This window comes from Paenibacillus sp. JJ-100 (assembly GCF_948329825.1).
GTDB lineage: Bacteria > Bacillota > Bacilli > Paenibacillales > Paenibacillaceae > Paenibacillus.
The window spans coordinates 197,187-217,730 of the sequence record NZ_CAOJCM010000004.1 but is presented as its reverse complement, the minus strand read 5'-3'; the positions used below and the strand labels follow the sequence as shown (position 1 = coordinate 217,730).

The following is a 20,544-nucleotide window of genomic DNA, read 5'->3' as shown; positions in this document are numbered from 1 at the left end:
AAAAGCACCAGCGAACACATCTGCTTAGGTTAGCGTGGCTACAGATAGATAATCCTCCAAGCATGACATGTCCGCCAGTGCGTTCAGTCGTTATAACACAAGAGGTGTCCTCCCACTTCAATTCCCAATCGCTACTTACATTTCAAGTTATTCGAAATATGCACCTGCATAGGATTCAGTTCCAAGCGGCGATGTGACAAAACCTTTCAAGTTAGCTTTTCCAGCCAGAATTGGTGTTGTATGCACAAGCGGAATCCACGGGGCATCTTCCTTGATAATGACTTGCGCCTGTTGGTACAGTTCAGCACGTTTGTCCTGATCCGTCTCTGTCTGTGCTTTCGTAAGCAAGGTGTGCAGCTCTTCGTTCACATAATAACTGCGGTTGTTGCCCGGGATGGCGTCTTTGTCCAGCAGTGTGTACAGGAAGTTATCCGGATCACCGTTGTCTCCGGTCCAACCGAGCATGTAGATATCGTCCTTCTCCCCGGCTTTGGAATCTTCCAGATACGTCGCCCACTCCGGAGATTCAATCGTTGTTTTCACACCGATTTTCTCGAAATCGGCCTGGATTGCCTCTGCCACCTTCTTGCCATCTGGCATATACGGCCGGGATACAGGCATCGCATAAAATGTTACGGGGTCTGGCAGACCATCTGGGAAGCCGGCCTCAGCCAGCAGAGCTTTTGCTTTTTCCAAGTCATAGGCGTAGTCTTCAATCTCATCATTATATCCCCACAGCGTAGGCGGCATCGGGTTCACCGCAGGCTTCGCCTGTCCGGCAAAGAAAGCATCGATGATGGCTTGTTTGTTCACCGCATGGTTAAGGGCTTGTCTGACTTTGACGTTATCGAACGGTTTTTTCTTAAAATTAAAGCCAAGATAAGCCACATTGAACGGTGGACGTTCAATCTTCTGAAGTTCGCTATTACTCTCCAGAATGCTCAGATCATCCGGGTTCAAATCTTCCATGATATCGATCTCGCCGTTTTGCAAGGCATTGAAACGAGCGGTGTTATCCGGAATGGAGCGAACGATCACTTTGTTCAGCTTCGGGAACCCTTCCTTCCAGTATTCGGCATTCTTCTCCAGCGTGATCGAGTCGTTCCGCTTCCACTCTTTGAACACAAATGGGCCGGTACCTACAGGCTCGCTCTTGAAGTTCTCTTTTTTCTCCTGAATCGCTGTTGGACTACCTATACCAAACGGGGTCATGGCAATATTTTGCAGGAAAGGAGCTTGTGGTTGATTTAAGGTAAACTCCACCGTCGATTCATCGAGCGCCTTCACTTCCTTGATCACACGAGCTCCCTCTGGTCCAAACATAGAATCATAATAGTCGAAGGAATCGCCTTCGAATTTATATTCACTTGCCGGATCACTCCAGCGATTAAAATTGAATACTACGGCATCCGCGTTAAAGTCTGTGCCATCATGGAACTTCACCCCGGATTTAAGCTTAAACACATACTTGAGCCCGTCTGCGGAAATCTCCCAACTCTCGGCCAGTCCAGGTACAACTTCGGTTCCACCTTCCTTGTAATCGAGGAGCGAATCAAACACCTGATGCCCAATCTTAAGGGATTCCCCATCCGTTACAATCGAAGGATCAAGCGCTACCGAATCTCCTCCACGACCCATGATCAGCGTATCCTGAGCAGCTGTTTCTGTAGGAGGTTCATTGCCTTCCGCAGGTGCTGGCGTACCATCGCCGCCCTCATTGCTACTGGAGCAGCCCGATAAAACAAGTACAGTACTCAGTGCCAAAGTCAGAAAACCGGACATCCACTTTTTTCTCATTCGCATACGTTACAACACCCTTCCCTGTCTCATAATGTGTGTGATGCTTGTGCCCAAAAAAACGGAAACTCTGGCAGTCTGTGCAATGATGTTGTGGAGGTTTCGATACTTGCTGCCGTGTTCATCAGGTAATACCTCAGCAGATCTTAATTACGTAATATTTGTATCATCTATTTCAGGCTGTAAATGCCTCTGATACCAAATGCAGATATTGAACCAAGGTCAATAAGTGTTAGCAAGTTTCACTAGAGAAGGTTGAAAGATCTGTTCATTTACGGAAGCCTACCAAGGTTTACGTTGGATTGACTACATGGAGTGATTGGAATTGAGTGACTACGATGGAGTGACTGCAGGATTGAAAAGATATGAAGATCTTGGAAGTGTAAAGCTATCCGATTCTTAATGCGTATCTAGTAGCATAGATCGTGAGCATTAGCCGTAGCTGTTTGTTACGAGAGTTTGTAGTCTGAGTTTGTAACGTGAGTTTATTTCATAAGGTTATCAAACGGTTAGAGTGACGAGTAGTAAGTAAGAAAAGAAAGGGATTGGAATGGATCAACGACAGTACATAACTTTACATGTTAAGGTTTTGTCATGATGAGGAGGTTTCTGTATTAAATCGTGGTGAAAAATATTTTCGTGTAACTTACTTTACATCACATTTACCGAATAGACAAGAGATTTACAAAGAACCGCCTTTAAATTCACGACTCGCGTCAGCGTTATTGACATTATGTACAAAAAAGGAACACAGCTCGACAATAACCGCCCGTGTCCCTTCATTCTTATCTCCACATCAGATCTATTCTTTCTCGAATTTTATTGATCCAATTTACTTTTTGAACATCCCTCTGCGGTACATCACGGTAATAAAACGATAAAAATCGTAACTCGCTCCGTTATCCAAGCTGAACAGCGGGTTTTTCATATCATAGGCTAGCGCGGCATCTACAGCAGCTTTTGCCCAGACCGGAACTTCCATCTGTTGACGTGCCTGCAATTGATTAACTTGCGCTTTAAGCGCATCAAACGCAGCTTTTTCTTCGGCTGTCATCGGTCCCCCCCCTTTCGGTGGTAGAGTTGGCTGGCTCGGATTCGATGGTACCGAAGGTGCGGACGGGTTGCTCGGATTCGATGGCTCTATCGGTTTCGTTGGAGTTAATGGGCTTGGAGCACCTGCTGCATATTTGGCTCGAAGCTGTGCCGCAGTCCCACTGAATTCATTCATATCCACATTGCCGCTGATCCCGTTCACCTTACCTGAGTCCGTATATTGCCAAAATGTCCAGCGCTTCCACGCTGACTGATCTTCCGGCACACGTGTATTACTGTATCGCGCGATCCACAGATCGTAGGAACCCAAGGAGGCATCGAAATTTCTGGCAAACGCGTTGCCTGTATATATGATCGGTTTTACACCTGTCAGGCGCTGTAATTCTGCTAAAAAAGCTTTGGCGACTGTGTTCATCTGTGCTTTGCTCAGATTGCCCGGGTTGTTCTCGTAATCTAGGACCGGTGGCAATTGCAGTGCTTTGGCTCCCCCGATCGAGTTCAACGTATTCGCATAATGCGCGGCTTCTGCCTTCGCAATCTCAACCGTTGTTCCGCGAAAGAAATGATAGGTTCCCACCATCATACCTGCTGCGAGTGCACCCGTTACATTTTTCTTAAAATTCGGATCAATATATGTCCGCCCTTCGGTAGCTTTGATAAACACAAATGTTATGTCACTTGCCTTCACCTTAGGCCAGTCAATATTCCCCTGGTACCGGGAGACGTCAATGCCCTTCGTGTTACCCGGAGTTCTATTTTGCAAGATTTTCACATCCTTTATGCGGCAAAATGCCGTTAGTATTTAGTTAATGCGGACGGGTTACGTATTGCTTGTGTGCGTGTCCTTTTAGATAGCAAAAGAAAATGAATACACACTACTTCTGTTATCCAAAATCATCCCCGCTTTTTAGCAAACAAAAACGTAGAAAATCTATTACTTCTTAGCGTTATCTTTAGTTGCAAATGCTTCTATTTCATCCGAATTCAAACGGGTAATAGACTCTGAGGAAGGCGGAGGCAGGTTACCGGGAGATTCCCCGGTCCCTCCCTTCCCTTTTAGTACCTCGATCGCCTGCCGAATGACCGGCGGGATCGGGGCACCCAGCTTGCCCCCATTTTCAATAATAGACAACAGCTCATTCGCGATATAAAAAAAGGCGACCGCATCCCTGAACAAATGTCCGTCTCCCAGAACACCGTCCACCAGATGAGCCACCGATACCATTGCAAATATAAATACCTTTCGTGCGATCCCGAACATCCCGACGTTACTTTCAAGCTTGCCCGTCATTCCCGCCGCTGCGATGCCTGTTAGATAGTCGAGGATGACGAACACCAGCAACATGCCGAGTACCCCAGACCAGCCTCCGAAGAAGTAGTTTGTCGAACTGCTCATCAGCGCTATTCCCCATTTCCATAGGGCGTCCCATCGTTCCATGGTTTCACCTCCTTAGTATTTTTCTTTTTATAAAGAATTGGTTCTCCTTAGTCGTCTATGTCTGCCGATTCCAGTAGTGCAGCCACCTGACTTCGACTAGTTTCAGGAACTTGATGCAATTCAATTAACTTTTTGTTTATCATCATTACATATACAGCTAGCAAGGGATTACCTCCTCTCCTACATCCATAAACCTTACTGTTGAATAGACTAGTAGGACAATTTTTATGATTCGGCCGTCATACTTAGCAACATCGTGTGCAATTCCATAAGCGCTATTTGGTTAGCATTGCTTTCTTTCGCCAAGCGCTTGTTCTCAGCTTCAGAATCAGCCAATCGTAGTTTTAACATATCGATCTCTGTTAACTCTGCAGGTTGCGACTTAGTCAGCTCATCAATCTCTACCTGGCCTAATCCCTCAATCCATAGTTCAGGCAAAGTTTGATCAGAAGTATCCCTATCCTGATATGCATTCCAAGCAGCTATATTAAATTTGGGCCAGAATAGACCAGTTGGAACCGGTACACCAACTAAATATCCGGAGATTTCTCGCTCCGCTTCTTCCTCTTCACGTTTAACTTCTGGCTGCTCAAGCTGATCCGGACTAGGCAACATGGGCTCAGAATCGGTATAAAAAGGGACGACTCCACTAAACGAATCGTCCACTAATGCGTCCTCTATATAGAGTCCATCTATATTTACTTTAGGTACGGCTTTCATAGTAGTCCTCCTTTACAAATTGATATTAAATGATATTCCTTCAAGGTTCAGCCATTTTTCAGAAGCACTTGTTCCTAAGTACACGTTTCCGTCTTCTGTTATTTCGATTGTCGTCCCCACTGCAGTGATTCTGGTTTCGGAGGAAAGTACGTTAAAGATTCGTCTTGTTTTTGGTCGGAATCCTTGCGGCAAGACAAATATTCTCTTACCCGGATCCCTAAGCCCTCCTTGGATCAATCCTCTAATGTGTACATTTTCGCTTGAATCCTTAACATATTGCACAGTTGGATAACCGGGATATTGAGCCCATCCATTTACCAACGTAGGCGTAATCCATGCAGGAGTGTCCTTCTCCGCTTTCTTGTTTTCAAGAACTGATATCCGCGTTGTGTTTTCTTTCAACATTTTGACAGTATCCAGAAGCATTGCCTTTTCGTTCTCAGCATATGTTCCAATAATATCTGATACGGGATACTGATCCGACATCAGGTATGTGACACTGTAAGCTGCTGATGGATCATAGGATACTCCGAGTATTAATTCTTGCGCGGCAGAAAATTTATACCACATAGGATCCAATTTCCCATTCTTATAGACGTTAAGAACCAATTTGGATTTATTCTTAAACTCTTCCGCACCTGGTCCAGCATATTTGTTACCTATATTCCATCGTCCGTAAGAGTCTCTAGTCGCCGCAGGCGCTGATTCTTGCAACACAATTCCGGTTCCTACCTCAACTTGGTTTCTACCCTGATTAAATGTTAATTGCCCCTGTGAGGTGATTGGCTCTACGACTGGCGTAGCAAGCTGGTATAGGAGCTGGTATGGAGTCCAATTTGGCACCTTAGTAGTTGGTAAGCTATATGACGTCTCTCCTTCCGCATCTTGGTATCTCAAAATGTTTTTCCATGCCTTACTCCCTGTGCCATTATAAGGACTCCAATCACCACTGTTCGCCATACGCCATCCCAAGAAATAAGCCTTAATCTCGTCGGCTGTAGGTATGTATGATTCACCCCAGCCACTGTCTACGTTTGATATATTAATCGCTATCAAAGATCCATCTGGTGATCCATAGAGTGCATCTGCTACCTCAATATTCCCCCTACTTAGACGTGTCCCATTGAACTTAGTGCCTACGGGATTCCAATTAACAGCATTGTAAGCAGGAAATGAATCTACTCGTATCCTCTTAAATCCACTATCATTCCCAAACGAATAAAATGAATAAGAGAGTTTTCCGTTAAGCGTTAATTTATTCCACTTAGCCAACTTGAAATATTGCCCATCACGCTCAAATACAATATCTGGGTTGGCCCCCGTATCTGGATGTGCGTGTAGCTCTGTTTGCAGCGCAAGCAAGGAGTCTTCGCGCGGCACGAACGGTAAAGCTGTATTGCCGATATTGAGCATTGGATTTACAAAGGAACAAGTTGAAAGGATTTGATCCGCTCCTGCGATATTACCAAAATGCAATGAACCCCTTACTGTCCCCGCTGGCATTGTAAAAGTAACGCTTTGATTGGCTGTATAAGGGACTACTGAATTTGTTCCAACAGTATTACCGTTGATGTCCCATGCGTTAACACCAATCCGACCATCATGTTCAACGGATAATGTAAACGTATCTCCTTCTTCACATTTAAAATAGACAGCAACATCATCACCAACACTTGGGTTATTAATTGTGATAGAATACAGGGAGTTTATTGACTTACTGCTGCCTAAATTTGACCATTCATAAAAAGGAGGCAATAAATTTTCTCCATACCGAATAACATACGGGTTAAGTACCCCATAAATACCAATCTGACCATGATAGTTAAGCTCCGTCTTTCCTTGAAGGCCGGTAAGTTTAAACGCTGCATCCTGAGTGGCATTTACTATTTGTAATCCAGGTTGGAGAGTTATGTCAGCACGTTTAGCCACATCCAATCGTTCCTGAATGTCACTTACCTTTGTTGCTGTTTCTTCAGCCTTATTCCCCATCTGCTCCGCAAAATCATCAATCTTCTCCCAGTTCTGATCCAAATATTTGTCCAGATCAAAATAGGTTGTCGATGGCGTAGAACGATCAATTGTATTTAACCCTAGGTTGGGTGTCTTTGGTTCACTCATTAAGCTCCACCTCCTGCAAATTTATCCTGTCGAATTAGTTCAATTTCTCTCAGAGTCATGCTCTCGACCTCGGCAATGGTCAGATAACGTAGTCGATACTCCACGGTCATGTGTGCCGGTTTAATATCTTCAATCGCTGCTTTCAGATCGTCTAAGTTGGGCGGTAGACCCAACGTATCGGTAAAGCGTATTAAAATGCGATACTCACTTGCATCTAACGAAACATAAATGCTCCCACTTTCATAAGCCTGAGCAACATTTTTGAGCATGGAACCTGAGACTTTTCCGCTGCCGCGCATTTTGGAAATGATGACGGATCTCCGTTGATCATCCGGTTTGGCACGGTTAATCGGAATCTGCAAATCCTGTTCATACCGATCTAATGCCCAAGTCGCGGACTCTGGGTAAAACTGCTGCAGTGCATCTTCCACTCCAACGGCAAGCTTGTCCAGTTCAGCGCCTTCTGTCTCTGTCAGAAGCTGCATCTCAAGTACATTTTCGTAGAGCGGTGGTAATAAATTCATTAATACATCCGCTTTGGTCATATCACCTTCACCGTCCCAAGCACAGCGACGGCTCCCGGTGCAATCTCCAGATTGGACATGCCGCCGTTGACCAGCAGATTGCTGTAATCAATAACTGGCGGAAGATCGAGAATAACATTGGCAATCCGTGTCCAGCGAACTAACGGATCGGTAAATGCCAGCTCTTTTAGGTACGTGGCAACCCCCGTTTCAATCAACGATTTCACACCTTCATATGTCGATCCTGAAGCAAGTGTGACCTGCACCTCAATATCAATTGGGACTTCTTCCGCCCCTACGACTGTGACGACAGGACCGATTGGCGCAGCACCTTCACCCATGCCATCCTGTGTAGGGTCGATGTATTGCTGAACAGATTCAATCACACCCTCAGTAGGAGCGCGCATCTCATTGTTCAACAGAGCCACCTTAACTGTGCCGGGACCATTCCAGAGTGGAAAAGCCTTTGCTTTGCCTACTCCGGCATTCTCCCGCGCCCACAGCTCATACTGATACTTGTTGGCACTTGTGATCGGGCGGGACACCTTGTCCTGATAACGATCATACAATGTTTGATCTGTCTCCTCGTCCTCTCCTGGAACAAGCAGTTTGGTTAATTTGGCGGTGGTTAGGCCTGCAATGTAATCGATAGGTAACAACGTACCTGTGTATTCATTCCCCTGCGCACCTGCGACCTCACATTCGAGTACGAATTGCCCTGTCGCTATCCGCTCCACAGCTCTATATACTCGTTCTCCGGTCGAAAAACGACTCTCCATCGGAATTTCCACAGGTTTGCCCTCGTTATCCTCGAAGCTTGCAACCCAACGTGTCTTGGTAGGAAGTTTACGAGTAATACCCGACCAGGCTATCGCTCGATCCAGATATTCACCGGAAGCAGTATCTGCGAATTTCAGGTTGGCGTTCACATCTAATTCGATATACAGTTGAGCCATCTCCACTGCTGCTGGAGCGAGAGCATCATAGATAATGCTGCCTTCGCGCTTATCTACACCATCTGGCACTCTATCCAACATCCGGTTTAAAATTGTTTCAAATGTCTCCTGTTCATACATTTATGTTCACCTCCGTCTCCTGCCTGAAGCTGCCAAAATCCGTTGCTACGTTAAAAGAAACCTTTACACCATCCGGTTCATGGACAAAATCGAATGCAGTGACTTCTGAAATCCGATCATCCGGAAGGAGCGCCTCTTGAATCCATCGTTCCAGTTCAGATTCAACCATAGATCTCCCGGACACACCTTCCCAAGACCATTCCATGCCGTAATCGGTCGAATAGATTAAATGTTCATAACGACGTGTGGATAAAGCTTTGTACACCGCTTGTTTCACTGCCTCTTTTCCATCTAACTGAAGTCTCCCGATCCGTTGACCCGAAGCGTGCAGCACATAGGTCAAACTTGGAAGTACTGAAACTTCGTCCTGATTTTCTTCGCCAATTAGTGCGCCTTGCGGGATCATGGCTTCACCAACCGATCCAGTACAACATAACTGTCTCCGCCCTGCACACGTAGCATCAAAGCCGAGTCACCAATCATCCAGTTTTTTTGTGTTGCAGATTCGGGTATCACCAGAAAAGGGTCACGTAGAGCAAACCGTTGTTCTACGGTAATCTCCAAAGGCTGTGTACTCGTCACATTTCCGTACATAATCTGCACGGGAGATTTGGCATCTACGGCGGCTACTGCCGCCTTTTTAATCACATCAAGCATCATAAATGGCTACACCACCTTCAAATCCAGGGACATGGTGTGCACACCTCCCTGTACCTTGTGCGTACACTCGTCCACCAGAAAATATTGATTAATTTTCAATTCTTCGATCTGAATGTTAACAAAACTTCCGGCCCTCACCTTGAAATCGCCAAGCGCATCGACTTTCAACGTCTGTGTCTCCCGGTTACGCAGCGTCATCAATGTCTTCAGCATGTCATCAATCTGACCTGCATTCAGACCATCATCCGCTTTTTGGTACAAAAAAAGCAGCCCCCATTGACGGATGCTGCCTGAATCCTGATGCACATACGTTTCTCGTTTGCCCGTATCTTTGTTATCCCGGTACAACTTGATTTTATTATAGGTCTCGTCGTCAATTGACCGTGTATAACTATAGTCCGTAAGCAGACTGTGATCTCCAATGACGAAGCCATAAGGCATCTCTTCGACATCTCGAAGGGCAAGCTTGCCGAAATCATCGTAGAAGATATAGTTTTTGCCACTATAAATCAGCGTTCTATCCAGAGCCTCACAGATCATGTCGATCATCTTTTTATTATCAAAAAGCATGCGCGGAATAACATAGTTGGGCTGCTTCAGCTCTCCCGTTTTCAACTGAAAATCCGTTGCAATTCGCTTAATGACGTCTGCCGCCGTTGCGTTAACGAACTGGTAGGTCTGATTCGCGGTGAGATATCGTGTCTGGTCATAAGCTTTGATCTCTACATTTTCGTCCATGCCGTGGTCCACTGAAAAAATGTATCCATAAAAAATTCCCTGTTTTCCACGCGTGTACCTCACCACATAACCGTTCTCATAGCTAAAGTTCCGACTCTGGAACAAGCTTCCCTTAATCAACGTGAATTCCAGAGAAGACGGCTTGCCGATTCGAGAGGTTTTGTACGTAATGTCGCCAGCAATGTCGCTAATGTCCCAGATATTCCCTTGTTTGTCATCCAGCAATAGCTGCTCTTTCTCACTAATCTGCCTATTGTCCAGATGGATCTCCTGCTGCATATCATCTCTCCTTTCACGGAAGCTTGACGACAAGTCCAATCGGCAACTTCTTGAGCTGTGCGTCCTTGATACCATTGAGCTTCTGCAACTCTTTCCAGCGTGCTCCGTCACCCAGATGAGCTTTGGCAACAGACCATAAGGAGTCTCCGGCTTTCAGTGTGACGGTCTTCGGTTTTACTTTTTCATCGGGACGGGAAGGTTTGCTTTTCGTTTTTGAAGCTGCGGCCTTACTCTGGCTGTTCTTCAGTGGTACTACTTTTCGGGCTGCATAAAAAACGTACTGCTTGAGCTGAATCTCATACTGGATATCCCCAACCGTACCTGCGGTCTCCTTCCAGTCGAAACTCTCAATGGAGACGGCCATGTTGACCGTATATCTCGCACTCGAGAAGATCAGCCTGACAGGTCGTCCGGTCTGCATCCAGCGAATAATATCTTTCACATACTCATAGGGATCGCGGTAGGATCCTTTCTGCGCTCCTGGATCTCTTGTATCATATTTGAAATGATATGGGCTGTAATCCGCCGGAAAAATGCCGCTGAAGCTCACTTCTCTCAGTTTAGGTGATTTGATTACATTGATCTCCCCCAGACGACTGACGTTAAACGTACTTCCGTCTCCTGCATCTGAGAACTCAATACTCTCCGGAATCACTGGGAAATAGATATATTCCGAACGGTTGTTAAAACTAAGCTGAATTGAATAGTCCATTTAACCATACACCCCCTGAGCACTGGAGACGATCTGACTGTTCAGTCCATCGGTAATTTTGCTGATGATACTATCTATATCGTGTCCACTGTTAATGTCACCTGTGGTGACCTGCACGGTTGGCGTCAGACTGACAAAGCGCTGAATTGCCTGCATCTCGGCAAGCTCACGCATTAGTTTCAGATCTTCGCTCGTTACGTCCACAGTGCATCCACATCACCAATCTTGTCGACTTGTCCGATATTGTTAATCTTGTTGATATTACTCATATTGTTCATGTTTGTGGGAGCGGGAGCAGGTGTCGTTGGCACGGATGGTATAGGAGGTGTTTTAGGAATAAGATCTTTGCCAAAGCCCCCAGGTAATTCTTTTTCTTTGGAGTTTGGATCGGGCAAAGGAGGTGTTTTAGAAAATAGATTTTCTGCAATATCCTGTGCCTTGCCAAAAACATTAGGATCGAATTCTCCGTCCATCCGTTTCATATGAAAAGCCTCTTTTTCACTCTTTGGCTCCCATGATTCCAAGGCATCCATCCAACCCTTAATACTTCTGCTACCAATGTTAATATCCGACTCGGACATCACATACAGATTCGTACCGAAGGTGTCGTTAATTAAAGAAGCAACCTTTCCAATTGCCCCTGCGGCTTTGCCTAGAAACTCCTCGATGCCTACAATAATATTGTAAAAGGTCTGCAAAGCGAACATTGCTAAATCATAGAGCAGTTTCTTCCCTGCATATACGGGTTCATTAAACAGATTAGCTATGAAATCTGCGAAAATAGCAAAGCGATTCCACATGGTGGCGATTACAACTCGTATAATTTCTCCAAGCAGCATAAATATACCGATAATTGCTCCCAAAATCTCGGTTCCCGATACGCCCATCATACTCAAAATGCCAATCACTGCTGCGATGGCGGCTATGGCAAGCAGAATCGGCCAATTTAGCAATAACCAGGCTACAACGAGGCTGTAAACTTGCGCGATGACCAAAGCGAGTACCACTATAGCTAACGCCATCAAGATCGGCTGAATAATGTCCCAGTTCTGCAGAATCACACTTGCAATATACAGAATGCCATCAACAAGTATCGTGAGCGCATTAGCTGCAATCATAAATGCATTGCTAATCCATTCGATGATACCCGTAAATTCCCCGTTGGCAAAAGCTTCATTCAATCGATCTAATAAGGGCGTAAGTGCCACAAGTGCAACCTGTCCAATCTGACCCAGAACTCCATTGAATTGATTAACAAGGGCATTCCATTTCTGGAGAGGTGAATCTAGCATGGTATCGAAAGCCTGTTGAGTGTAGCCCTGCTTCTGCAAAATCACATCAAGCTTTTGTATAAACTCATCCAAATTGGATGCATCAATCGTTTGTTCAAGCCCTGCCCCATTTAACAACTCTTCTGGAATATTAAAAGACTGAGCAAGATCACCATTATCTCCGTTCATGGCGGCGACTAAGGCACCAGTTGCATCCGACATGTTTTTGCCATCCGGAGATAACATACTTAACCGTTTAGCCATATCCCGCAACTTGTCCATCTGACCAGTATTCTGTGCGTAGGGGATAAGTGACAGGGCACCTTGCAAAGCGTCCGTTACACTATGTCCACCCTTGAACGCTTCTGCACGATAACGATTAAATATCGTCTCTCCCTGAGCATCATCGCCTGTTGCAGCCATATATCGATGCTTCAGATCCTCCTCCTGCGCTGCCGGAGCCAGAACAGCTTTTCCTGCTGACTTAATGATGCCAAGCCAGGCTTTGACTCGCTGAGCTCCTTCAGCAAAAGCAGCGTTCACTTTAACTTGTTCCTGCGATACCTCTCGAAGCAAACTACCGACAGCTGCAATATTATTCTGTCGCGCAGAGCTAAACGCGGAGCTGATCGCCGCAGGCATTTGTTGAAATTGCTGGATCATTCGGTTTGACATCACATATAATCTTGCAAACATGGCATACATTCATATCTCCCTCCTTTCTACACTATTTTTTCCGAGAGCGGCTTTTCGCTCGCTCTTTCTTCTCTTCCTCCACCCGGACCTGGATCATCGCATAGATGGCTGCTCGTTGTCGTATCGAGAAGGCCATTAGCTCATGCGGCAAAATCTTTAATTCGTGGAGAGCGTAATAAGCCAGATTGGCTTCGGAATCGCCCTCTTTAATTAGTTTTTTACGTCATCCACCAGTTCGTTCATGTCCTGATTGAAGCCATTTAGCTTCTGAACCTGTTCACCAAGCGAAGCGAACTCCCCAGGCAACAGCATTTTCCGCAAAAGCGACTCCGCCCCCATCACGCCATAAGAGCGCTGCAGTTCCGTATTTTTCAAGTCCGGGTATACCACGCTTGCTGTCATCAGACGAGCCATGTAATCATTTGCGTCAATGTCAGGTGTGTAAACACCATTTTTGCCTTTGATTTTGCGGGTAGCCGCTTTGCGACATTCCTGGTTCTCATCTTCGGTCATACTGCGTAGTTTCCAGGCAACCGGTGCACCTTTGTCATCTTTAAAGCGAGGAGATACGATAAATTCCTCCGTTGTATCTGCTGTTACATTTTGTGCAAAAAACATACTCAATCCACTCATGTTTGTTCCTCCTCTTAAATTAAGGCTCCCCGCCGCACATAAGCGACGAAGAGCTATTGTATTGGTTTATTCCAAGTAACTCTTCAGGTGTTAGAAGCGAATGCTAGAAGAATTTGAACACGCCAAATAGCCCGTAACACAGGCAAGTTGAACTGGTTTATTTTCACAAAACCGAAGCTCCATTTATAAATATCGATCTTACTGTATTCGCAGTCCGTGCTTTAGCTTACTTAGCTTACTTTGGCAGATTAAAGGATACGGGCATATCTACATCTTCAAACGTAAAACTCACTTCTTCCTCCAGTGCCTCAGCCTCGGTATCCAGGGATGCCATGATCACACTGTCGAGGTTAACACCTTTAAGGGTAACGGTCTGTTTGCCAATCGTGGACGATGGATCTTCATTGGTCACTTCAATGTCGAAGTAGGTATCCACGCCATTCTGCATGTACTCGAGCATCAGCTCACGGAAACGGGAGGTCGTATAAAAAATCGTCATGGAGCCCGATCCAGACCAGCCGGTTGCTTTGTGCTGCACGCCGCGGCGGCCCAATGTTTTGACCTCTGCTTTTTGCTTCTCTACCGTTGCTTCTAGCGTCTTCACATAGAACATCTCTTCCGTCTGTCCGTTAATGGTTGCGTATGCGCGGCCCTCCTGCCCGGAGATCGTGTCGCTTGCTTTCAAAAATGCCATCTTAAACCACCTTCACTTTCATGTATACTTTTTCAACGGAATCCACAGGCTGTACCTGCACTTCGATCAAAATACTGTCGGTTTCATTGCCCGGAAGCACGGTAATATCTGTTTTGGAATCAAAATTCTGAATCGCTCCGATATCCTGAAGCTGCTTCAGATATGTGACACATTGAGAGCGGAACAGACTGCGTCCATCCTCATTGTTGTTGACTTTACCAATGTAATAGGATTCAAAGATGCGTTTCATGTCATTTGCGATACCATCCAGAACACGAACTACACGGTTTTTGGCAAAATGGCGTGCCTTATCCGGGGTTACGGAACGGAAGGTGTTTACATCCTGCTCCACCAATGCACGGTTGCTACTCGCTGTAAATACAAACTCTCCATTGCGCAGTGCCGCCTCTGTCTCGGTATGCGTCAACCGTCCATTCACATCCACGGCATCGTCATACGCTTGGAAGGTCAGAGATTCGTTCAGATTAGCCCCTGCCGTCGCACCGGCAGTCCAAGCTACGGTTTGTTTCGGCGTAAGAGCCGTACCATCTGCGAGCACAACTCCATTTTTCACACTAATGACGCCTTCATGATCTGCAGTCGGATAGTTGGAAAGTACCAGTTGTACCTTCTTACCTTCTGTATCACGCAAACGTTTGATGTAAGCTGCGTACACTGACTTCAGTGTGTCATCGTCTGAGATTAGACCCACGGTGTTGAAATCCAGTACCTCCAGTTTGCTCAGGAAATCCGCATGCTCTTGGTTCGTAGATGTACCATCACCTCCACCTGTTAGCGGAAGCGAAGCAGTGGTCGTAAGTGTACCTTCGCCAGTGAAGGTGACATATGCATTGGATTGCAACTGACTGATGTTGGACACCGTTTGTTTGTGTACTTCTTTGCCAGCGAGCAGAGTCGAGACATCGAATCGATCAGGCTCATTCATATTCGTTGAAATGACAACTGCCAAATCGTTGCCGCGTACGCCACCATGCTGTGCTGTTACTGTAAGAGTGTCCAGCGTAGCTTTCGCTTTTGTACCTGCGTTTAGACGGTACAGTAGCAATGTTTGCGCACGTTTCAACGCCTCACGAATCAGCAGCAGCTCTGGTGCTGTCCAGTCATAGCCAAGTGTGGCTTGTACCTCTTCACCTGCTTGCACCGTCAGGATCTTGCCTGCTTTTCCCCAAGACATTGGAAGTGCCAACGCCACAGTTCCCCGCTCTCCGACGGTTCCCGGTAAAGTGCCCTCCGATGCAAAATTCATATATACGCCGGGGCGTACCTTATTTTGAGTTGTCCATGTTCCTCCAGCCATTATTGTGCCTCCTCATTCATAAATTGTTGGATATGTTGCTGTGCTTCTTGCACAGTGTACGTCTTCTCTTCCAATAGAATAGCTGCCAAAATATCTTTCTCCAATCGGTCAAACTGCCGGGCTTCGGCAAACTGTGCTTTGTTGTATTTTGTATCAATAGACTGCTGCACTGTTTCAAGATTTTTGCGTTCTGTTTCTTTCTTGGTAAACATCGCCATTGCGCCTCCTAATCCTTTCATGATAAGTCCTCCTTACATAAGTTCAGAAACCAAATATCCACACTAGATATTCATCTGAAAATTAAACTAAACATTCATACTAGTCCTGTAGCGATTTCAATGCAGTTGGCCGCTGTGCCAGATGTTTCATTGGACTGGTGGGCTCCGACACTTTGGTGGTTCGCATCGTGTAATACACCCACAGTTTGGGTGTCTCTCCCCACGCTTTCCATCGCAGTTCTGTCGCCCGATACGGTGTTCCTTCGACTTCAATCGTCTCCAGTGCTTCAAAGAGCTTGTCCGGGAGGTCCTCTGGAATATTGTTATCATCCAGCCACCGAATCTCATAGATGTGAGACTGCACGAATCGATCGCTACGCTCACGTGTGAGCTTTGCAGCGAGTAGGCGGTAGGTTAGGCCTTGGTTTTTTGGAGTATCGACTCCGATAGCAGGTTGAATTGAGAGATTGGGGAAGTGATGTGAGAGTGTTGCGGCAATGTAATTTGTAAATTGAGTTGTGGTCATGGTTCACCTCCTTTGAGATTAAGATTTGATACAAGTTAGTTTTCCTAATGAGAAATAGTATCAAATCTTACATGCTATTAATAAACCTTCAGACCTGGTCGTTTGAGAATGCAATCAGTTCACCCTCGGACTGACTTGTATTCAATTGTTCCAGAAATAATACGTTGCCGAAAAACATAGCTGCCACTGTATCTCCTATAGGGACATCATTCAATTCGCCCTTCAGCTACAATAAATGAATGCTTCCCCTATATGGAGCAGCAGCCATACGGTAATTCAGCCCTCCCCCTTTTCCCCCACTGTCCTTATTGGTATAGGAACCGGATCAAAAATCAAGGACAACTTCACCGCATCAAAAAGACCAGCTCTTTTGATGGTCTGTACATTAGCGTATGTGCTTTCGGTGTGTCCCTTTGCTATTGATCCCATAATACAATCTTACAACCTTTTCCCCTTCACGCTGACGATGATTCGGTTGACTTCTGTGCGAATAAGGGAGATATCTGGGAGATAAAAAGACGACAATCCTTATGTGATTTTTTTCTCATTTAACTAGACAAACAAACTGTAAAAATATACTATTGAAGAAAGTGATACCTTTATATTAAGAGTGGAGGAAAAATAATGAAGAAATCTGATTTATTATATATATGGGTACTAATCTCTAGTTACTTTGCAGGAGTAGTTGCTTATACCCTGAGTCTATTTCTTTTTTATAATGAAAAAATGATTAGTTGGGGACAACTGTTTACTTGGACCGCTCCTACTTTTTTTACAGTAAATTTGCTATTATTTCTCTTATCCATTTTTCTCTTAAAATTAATGAAGAAGTACTTTTTTTGGACACAGACAATTTTATTTGCAATTGTAGCGATTATTCCAGTTTATATTATTCCAATTTTATCTGGATTTTTTAATTTTGCTAGTATTGCTTATCCCATTTCTCAAGAAGGATTTCCTTTTTACATATTCTTCTTAATTTCGTCTCTAATGTCCTCTTATGGAATATGGATTGCACAAAAGCAATTTAATCACAGGTCATTTCTAATATTCTCTTTTGTAATAATTGTGGTGTTTATAATTTTAATCGCTTTGAATTGAGCATTAAATAGCGAGCTACCATTGAAGGTAGCTCGTTTTAGTTTTGGTGTTTATACAGTTTTATTAACTTCTTTCTCCATTGGGCTAAACAAAGAAAGGGGAGTATCACCAGTGACACGAGGATCATGTGAATACATTCTGATAGGAGTTCCTTTATCTACTCGTTTATAGATTTCATGAGCAGGATATCCGTCATGCCTTCCCTTCACTGTCACCTTACCCTGACTAGTTACTGTTACAGAATATTCCCAATCAATTGGAGGAGCATCACTATTAAGTGGATTAGCTGCACTAGCCCGGAGCGAAAACGAAGCTGAGGAACTTGTAATTACTTTGTTAGAAATAGTTAATCCAGTATCTGGAGCATGACCATATGCTTGACGCAACACTTTACCACTAGAAATTTCGATGGTTCTTTCAGTAGTAGAACCTGTAGATTTAAAGTATTTTATCTCCTTGTTGGTAAAATCGACTACAATATGCTGAACCATTTTTGAAAGTTCAGGTTGATTTTCTGTATTATACGTAAAATCCCTATTATTACCATTGTATTGAATAATCACTTTTGATGTACGCATATATTCGATCCATGCTTGAGGAATAAAAGCTGCAAAACGAACTTCAATAGTATTTGCCATAAAAAAACCTCCATTTTAAAATATAATGCATTCGATATGATGTTTAATTAAACTCTACCCTCCCACATTTAAGTTTTTTCTTGCTATCAGGAAGCCTTCAAATCATTGCAAGGACGACTTCACCGCATCAAAAAGACCAGCCGTATTGGCTGGTCTGTACATTAGCGTATGTGCTTTCGGTGTGTCCCTTGCTATTGATCCGATAATACAATCTTACAACCTTTTTCCCTTCACGCAGACGGTGATTCGGTTGACTTCTGTGCGAATAAAGGAGGTGTCTGGGCGGTAAAAAGACGAGCTAAAAGGGTAGCTTGTCTTATCCAGCTGCTGGTTATATTGTCTGTAAAAATATAGAGTAGAAGGAACTCCACTACTTCAATCTCACCTGTGGGCTTAGCGTAACTTCAAATGCACGTCCCCAGGTGAAATCCGGGTTGTTGTATTCCAGAAGCGCACCGTGGTATGTGGCATACTTCAGCTGTCCGTCACAGATTTGGCGAATTGCTGGATTTCCCTGCTGGAAGGCCGGTTTGCTTGCCAGTTCAGCGGTGTGCGTCTGCATCAGATCACGAAGTAAGTTCTGCAGATGAGCATAATCTTCATTCGAGTTGAACAGCTTCATGTTCTGATCCGCCAGTGTTTCCACATTGGTATAGAGCGCATGAGCGCGTGAATATGTGCGGATATCGGCGATCGCTACGGCTTTGTAGCTGTAATCCTTCAGGAATCGTTTGAACAACAGCGAACCGTGTGCATTCATGGCTTCGCGCAGCTTAGGTTCATGCTTTTCTGTCGTAATCCAAGCATATCTTGATTGTGCCATACCCACGGCGAGACCGATTTTGTTCCCCGGTGTATTCCAGGCACTGTAACCCAGCACTCGTCCAGTATATGGACTGTTCAGCAACGCTTCAGCCACCTCGACATTCGCAGGCCCTTTGCCTACAAAATCAATCAGGATTGAAGGAAGTCCCTGTTCTCCATTAAACGCCAGACGCTCCACCGCTGCTTGAACCTGATCCAACGCTGTAATCGCAATGATCTCCATGTCTACCTTGGAGTCTGTGTTATCCTCTACTAATACACCTCCGACAATATCGACGTGGTGCACCACATTTTGGTGTAGATCCATATATTCGTAAGTGTTAATAATGGTAGAACCGTGAGGTCCGTAATACTTCACGCCATACTTCGTTTTAGCCCCGCCTCTGAATAGCTGATTCGCCATTCGAGCGACCAGAGCATGTCCCAAACCGTCTGCATCCGGCAAAATGATTGCTCGATCTGGATTCTGTCCGTCCGTTCCGCCCAGCCATTCGTTAATCCGTGCTTCAACATACTTGATCTCATTGATCTGCACACCCTGCGTATTGGCATCATCCACACCAATGGCAAGGAAATCGATATATCCTGTGCGCGCGAGCTGATCCAGAATGTAACGATTGGTTTTGAACTTATGCTGCCTAGTATTGTAATATTTCTGTTTATCAAAATAGGTTGTCTCCCCATACTCAACCCCTTCTGGAGAAACGTTATACCCTTGGATAATATCTTCGAAATTAGTGTAGGTCTGACGCGGCTGCTGCATCAAAGCACGTGACTCGTTATACGCATCCAGCGCCAGGCTGTCTGCGAATGAAGTTGTCGCAAGCCGCATGATCGTATCCATCACAAACAGCGGTTTGCGTGGATATTTGGTTTTGATACTGCGAATGACATCCAGCAGACGAATCGTTTTATCGTCATACGCCGGATACGTCCCCCCACCATCTTCCCGTAGCTGACGACTGCCAATCAGTCCGCCGTACGCAAGCATGTCGGTTGAGATAATGAAACCATCCACCTTGGCTGCATGTTTGACAATAAATTCATGAATTTTAGACATGTTTCCATACATGGGTGTAGAAGTACCAAGAAGCGTTGTGCCATCGGTTGTTTTCTCCGTATCCAAACGATTCTTGATATCCTTCGGATTCGGTGTAAGAATGTGAATGCCGGCTGCTTTCCCTTGTACAATAACGTCGTCCAGATTGGCCGGACGATCATCAAGTGGAACATACAATACTGTTTTCATTTCATGTAGCCTCCTGTTTTTTTGATATTCTTCAATACCCGATCAGAGCAAGGAAACAATCACCAAATTGAAAAAAGCCAGCAGTTCGCTGGCCTGATCCTCTATGTGTGGGCATCGTTCAACTTTGGTCTTTTACACTTTGATTCTTTACCCATCATCCTTTGCCCGTTGTGCTTCCCTCTGCTCTCCTTGCTTCTGATCCGATAATACCATCTTACCGTCTTTTCTCCCTCATGCAGACGGCATTACGGATGGAATAT

Annotated in this window: 21 protein-coding genes; 1 reads left to right on the top strand and 20 read right to left on the bottom strand. The window is 45.0% G+C overall.

The window, feature by feature from the left end; genetic code table 11:
• Positions 1-147: 147 nt before the first annotated feature.
• From PQG66_RS16890 to PQG66_RS16805, 18 genes are all read right to left on the bottom strand, one after another.
• Complete coding sequence (locus PQG66_RS16890) at positions 148-1,797, bottom strand: ABC transporter substrate-binding protein (protein ID WP_272038908.1); 1,650 nt, start codon at positions 1,795-1,797, stop codon at positions 148-150.
• An 832-nt stretch (positions 1,798-2,629) separates the two neighbouring features.
• A complete protein-coding gene (locus PQG66_RS16885; protein ID WP_442955113.1) occupies positions 2,630-3,622 on the bottom strand; it encodes a GH25 family lysozyme in 993 nt (330 codons plus the stop codon).
• A gap of 162 nt (positions 3,623-3,784) precedes the next feature.
• Positions 3,785-4,288: a phage holin family protein gene (locus tag PQG66_RS16880; RefSeq protein ID WP_334220787.1), complete on the bottom strand. Its 504-nt coding sequence runs from the start codon at positions 4,286-4,288 to the stop codon at positions 3,785-3,787.
• Between the two features lie 225 nt (positions 4,289-4,513).
• A complete protein-coding gene (locus PQG66_RS16875) occupies positions 4,514-5,008 on the bottom strand; it encodes a hypothetical protein (protein ID WP_272038906.1) in 495 nt (164 codons plus the stop codon).
• Between the two features lie 12 nt (positions 5,009-5,020).
• Positions 5,021-7,126, bottom strand: coding sequence for a hypothetical protein (locus PQG66_RS16870; protein WP_272038905.1), 2,106 nt, complete (start codon positions 7,124-7,126; stop codon positions 5,021-5,023).
• Positions 7,126-7,671 carry a putative phage tail protein gene (locus PQG66_RS16865; protein ID WP_272038904.1) on the bottom strand — a complete coding sequence of 182 codons (546 nt, stop codon included), beginning with the start codon at positions 7,669-7,671 and terminating at the stop codon, positions 7,126-7,128. Before PQG66_RS16865 ends, PQG66_RS16870 begins: the two co-directional genes overlap by 1 nt.
• Positions 7,668-8,726, bottom strand: a complete 1,059-nt coding sequence (locus PQG66_RS16860; RefSeq protein WP_272038903.1) for a baseplate J/gp47 family protein — start codon at positions 8,724-8,726, stop codon at positions 7,668-7,670. The genes PQG66_RS16865 and PQG66_RS16860 overlap by 4 nt, the downstream gene beginning before the upstream one ends.
• Positions 8,719-9,132 carry a DUF2634 domain-containing protein gene (locus PQG66_RS16855; protein ID WP_272038902.1) on the bottom strand — a complete coding sequence of 138 codons (414 nt, stop codon included), beginning with the start codon at positions 9,130-9,132 and terminating at the stop codon, positions 8,719-8,721. The genes PQG66_RS16860 and PQG66_RS16855 overlap by 8 nt, the downstream gene beginning before the upstream one ends.
• Positions 9,129-9,386, bottom strand: coding sequence for a DUF2577 family protein (locus tag PQG66_RS16850; RefSeq protein ID WP_272038901.1), 258 nt, complete (start codon positions 9,384-9,386; stop codon positions 9,129-9,131). The genes PQG66_RS16855 and PQG66_RS16850 overlap by 4 nt, the downstream gene beginning before the upstream one ends.
• 6 nt (positions 9,387-9,392) lie before the next feature.
• Positions 9,393-10,403 carry an XkdQ/YqbQ family protein gene (locus PQG66_RS16845; protein WP_272038900.1) on the bottom strand — a complete coding sequence of 337 codons (1,011 nt, stop codon included), beginning with the start codon at positions 10,401-10,403 and terminating at the stop codon, positions 9,393-9,395.
• Positions 10,404-10,416: 13 nt separating this feature from the next.
• Complete coding sequence (locus PQG66_RS16840) at positions 10,417-11,115, bottom strand: LysM peptidoglycan-binding domain-containing protein (protein WP_272038899.1); 699 nt, start codon at positions 11,113-11,115, stop codon at positions 10,417-10,419.
• Complete coding sequence (locus tag PQG66_RS16835; RefSeq protein WP_272038898.1) at positions 11,116-11,319, bottom strand: hypothetical protein; 204 nt, start codon at positions 11,317-11,319, stop codon at positions 11,116-11,118.
• A complete protein-coding gene (locus tag PQG66_RS16830; protein ID WP_272038897.1) occupies positions 11,310-13,091 on the bottom strand; it encodes a hypothetical protein in 1,782 nt (593 codons plus the stop codon). The genes PQG66_RS16835 and PQG66_RS16830 overlap by 10 nt, the downstream gene beginning before the upstream one ends.
• A 201-nt stretch (positions 13,092-13,292) precedes the next feature.
• Positions 13,293-13,715 carry a phage tail assembly chaperone gene (locus PQG66_RS16825; protein WP_272038896.1) on the bottom strand — a complete coding sequence of 141 codons (423 nt, stop codon included), beginning with the start codon at positions 13,713-13,715 and terminating at the stop codon, positions 13,293-13,295.
• A gap of 235 nt (positions 13,716-13,950) precedes the next feature.
• On the bottom strand, positions 13,951-14,409 hold the full coding sequence (locus PQG66_RS16820; protein ID WP_272038895.1) for a phage tail tube protein: 459 nt from the start codon (positions 14,407-14,409) through the stop codon (positions 13,951-13,953).
• Between the two features lies 1 nt (position 14,410).
• Complete coding sequence (locus tag PQG66_RS16815; protein WP_272038894.1) at positions 14,411-15,727, bottom strand: phage tail sheath family protein; 1,317 nt, start codon at positions 15,725-15,727, stop codon at positions 14,411-14,413.
• On the bottom strand, positions 15,727-15,966 hold the full coding sequence (locus tag PQG66_RS16810) for a hypothetical protein (RefSeq protein ID WP_272038893.1): 240 nt from the start codon (positions 15,964-15,966) through the stop codon (positions 15,727-15,729). The genes PQG66_RS16815 and PQG66_RS16810 overlap by 1 nt, the downstream gene beginning before the upstream one ends.
• A gap of 79 nt (positions 15,967-16,045) precedes the next feature.
• A complete protein-coding gene (locus PQG66_RS16805) occupies positions 16,046-16,471 on the bottom strand; it encodes a phage tail terminator family protein (protein ID WP_272038892.1) in 426 nt (141 codons plus the stop codon).
• 624 nt (positions 16,472-17,095) lie between these two features.
• Between PQG66_RS16805 and PQG66_RS16800 the strand changes: the two genes are divergently transcribed.
• Complete coding sequence (locus PQG66_RS16800; protein WP_272038891.1) at positions 17,096-17,572, top strand: hypothetical protein; 477 nt, start codon at positions 17,096-17,098, stop codon at positions 17,570-17,572.
• Between the two features lie 50 nt (positions 17,573-17,622).
• Here PQG66_RS16800 and PQG66_RS16795 read toward each other — a convergent pair whose 3' ends face one another.
• Entirely contained in the window at positions 17,623-18,210 is a 588-nt protein-coding gene (locus tag PQG66_RS16795) for a DUF3238 domain-containing protein (RefSeq protein ID WP_272038890.1), read from the bottom strand.
• Between the two features lie 370 nt (positions 18,211-18,580).
• Positions 18,581-20,284, bottom strand: a complete 1,704-nt coding sequence (locus PQG66_RS16790; RefSeq protein WP_272038889.1) for a DUF4127 family protein — start codon at positions 20,282-20,284, stop codon at positions 18,581-18,583.
• Positions 20,285-20,544 lie beyond the last annotated feature (260 nt).

Bases quoted from the DNA above. Each gene is read 5' to 3' on its own strand.
- PQG66_RS16890 (WP_272038908.1), bottom strand. From the start codon at position 1,797: ATGAGAAAAAAGTGGATGTCCGGTTTTCTGACTTTGGCACTGAGTACT.
- PQG66_RS16880 (WP_334220787.1), bottom strand. From the start codon at position 4,288: ATGGAACGATGGGACGCCCTATGGAAATGGGGAATAGCGCTGATGAGC.
- PQG66_RS16875 (WP_272038906.1), bottom strand. From the start codon at position 5,008: ATGAAAGCCGTACCTAAAGTAAATATAGATGGACTCTATATAGAGGAC.
- PQG66_RS16870 (WP_272038905.1), bottom strand. From the start codon at position 7,126: ATGAGTGAACCAAAGACACCCAACCTAGGGTTAAATACAATTGATCGT.
- PQG66_RS16865 (WP_272038904.1), bottom strand. From the start codon at position 7,671: ATGACCAAAGCGGATGTATTAATGAATTTATTACCACCGCTCTACGAA.
- PQG66_RS16860 (WP_272038903.1), bottom strand. From the start codon at position 8,726: ATGTATGAACAGGAGACATTTGAAACAATTTTAAACCGGATGTTGGAT.
- PQG66_RS16855 (WP_272038902.1), bottom strand. From the start codon at position 9,132: ATGATCCCGCAAGGCGCACTAATTGGCGAAGAAAATCAGGACGAAGTT.
- PQG66_RS16850 (WP_272038901.1), bottom strand. From the start codon at position 9,386: ATGATGCTTGATGTGATTAAAAAGGCGGCAGTAGCCGCCGTAGATGCC.
- PQG66_RS16845 (WP_272038900.1), bottom strand. From the start codon at position 10,403: ATGCAGCAGGAGATCCATCTGGACAATAGGCAGATTAGTGAGAAAGAG.
- PQG66_RS16840 (WP_272038899.1), bottom strand. From the start codon at position 11,115: ATGGACTATTCAATTCAGCTTAGTTTTAACAACCGTTCGGAATATATC.
- PQG66_RS16830 (WP_272038897.1), bottom strand. From the start codon at position 13,091: ATGTATGCCATGTTTGCAAGATTATATGTGATGTCAAACCGAATGATC.
- PQG66_RS16825 (WP_272038896.1), bottom strand. From the start codon at position 13,715: ATGAGTGGATTGAGTATGTTTTTTGCACAAAATGTAACAGCAGATACA.
- PQG66_RS16820 (WP_272038895.1), bottom strand. From the start codon at position 14,409: ATGGCATTTTTGAAAGCAAGCGACACGATCTCCGGGCAGGAGGGCCGC.
- PQG66_RS16815 (WP_272038894.1), bottom strand. From the start codon at position 15,727: ATGGCTGGAGGAACATGGACAACTCAAAATAAGGTACGCCCCGGCGTA.
- PQG66_RS16810 (WP_272038893.1), bottom strand. From the start codon at position 15,966: ATGAAAGGATTAGGAGGCGCAATGGCGATGTTTACCAAGAAAGAAACA.
- PQG66_RS16805 (WP_272038892.1), bottom strand. From the start codon at position 16,471: ATGACCACAACTCAATTTACAAATTACATTGCCGCAACACTCTCACAT.
- PQG66_RS16800 (WP_272038891.1), top strand. From the start codon at position 17,096: ATGAAGAAATCTGATTTATTATATATATGGGTACTAATCTCTAGTTAC.
- PQG66_RS16795 (WP_272038890.1), bottom strand. From the start codon at position 18,210: ATGGCAAATACTATTGAAGTTCGTTTTGCAGCTTTTATTCCTCAAGCA.
- PQG66_RS16790 (WP_272038889.1), bottom strand. From the start codon at position 20,284: ATGAAAACAGTATTGTATGTTCCACTTGATGATCGTCCGGCCAATCTG.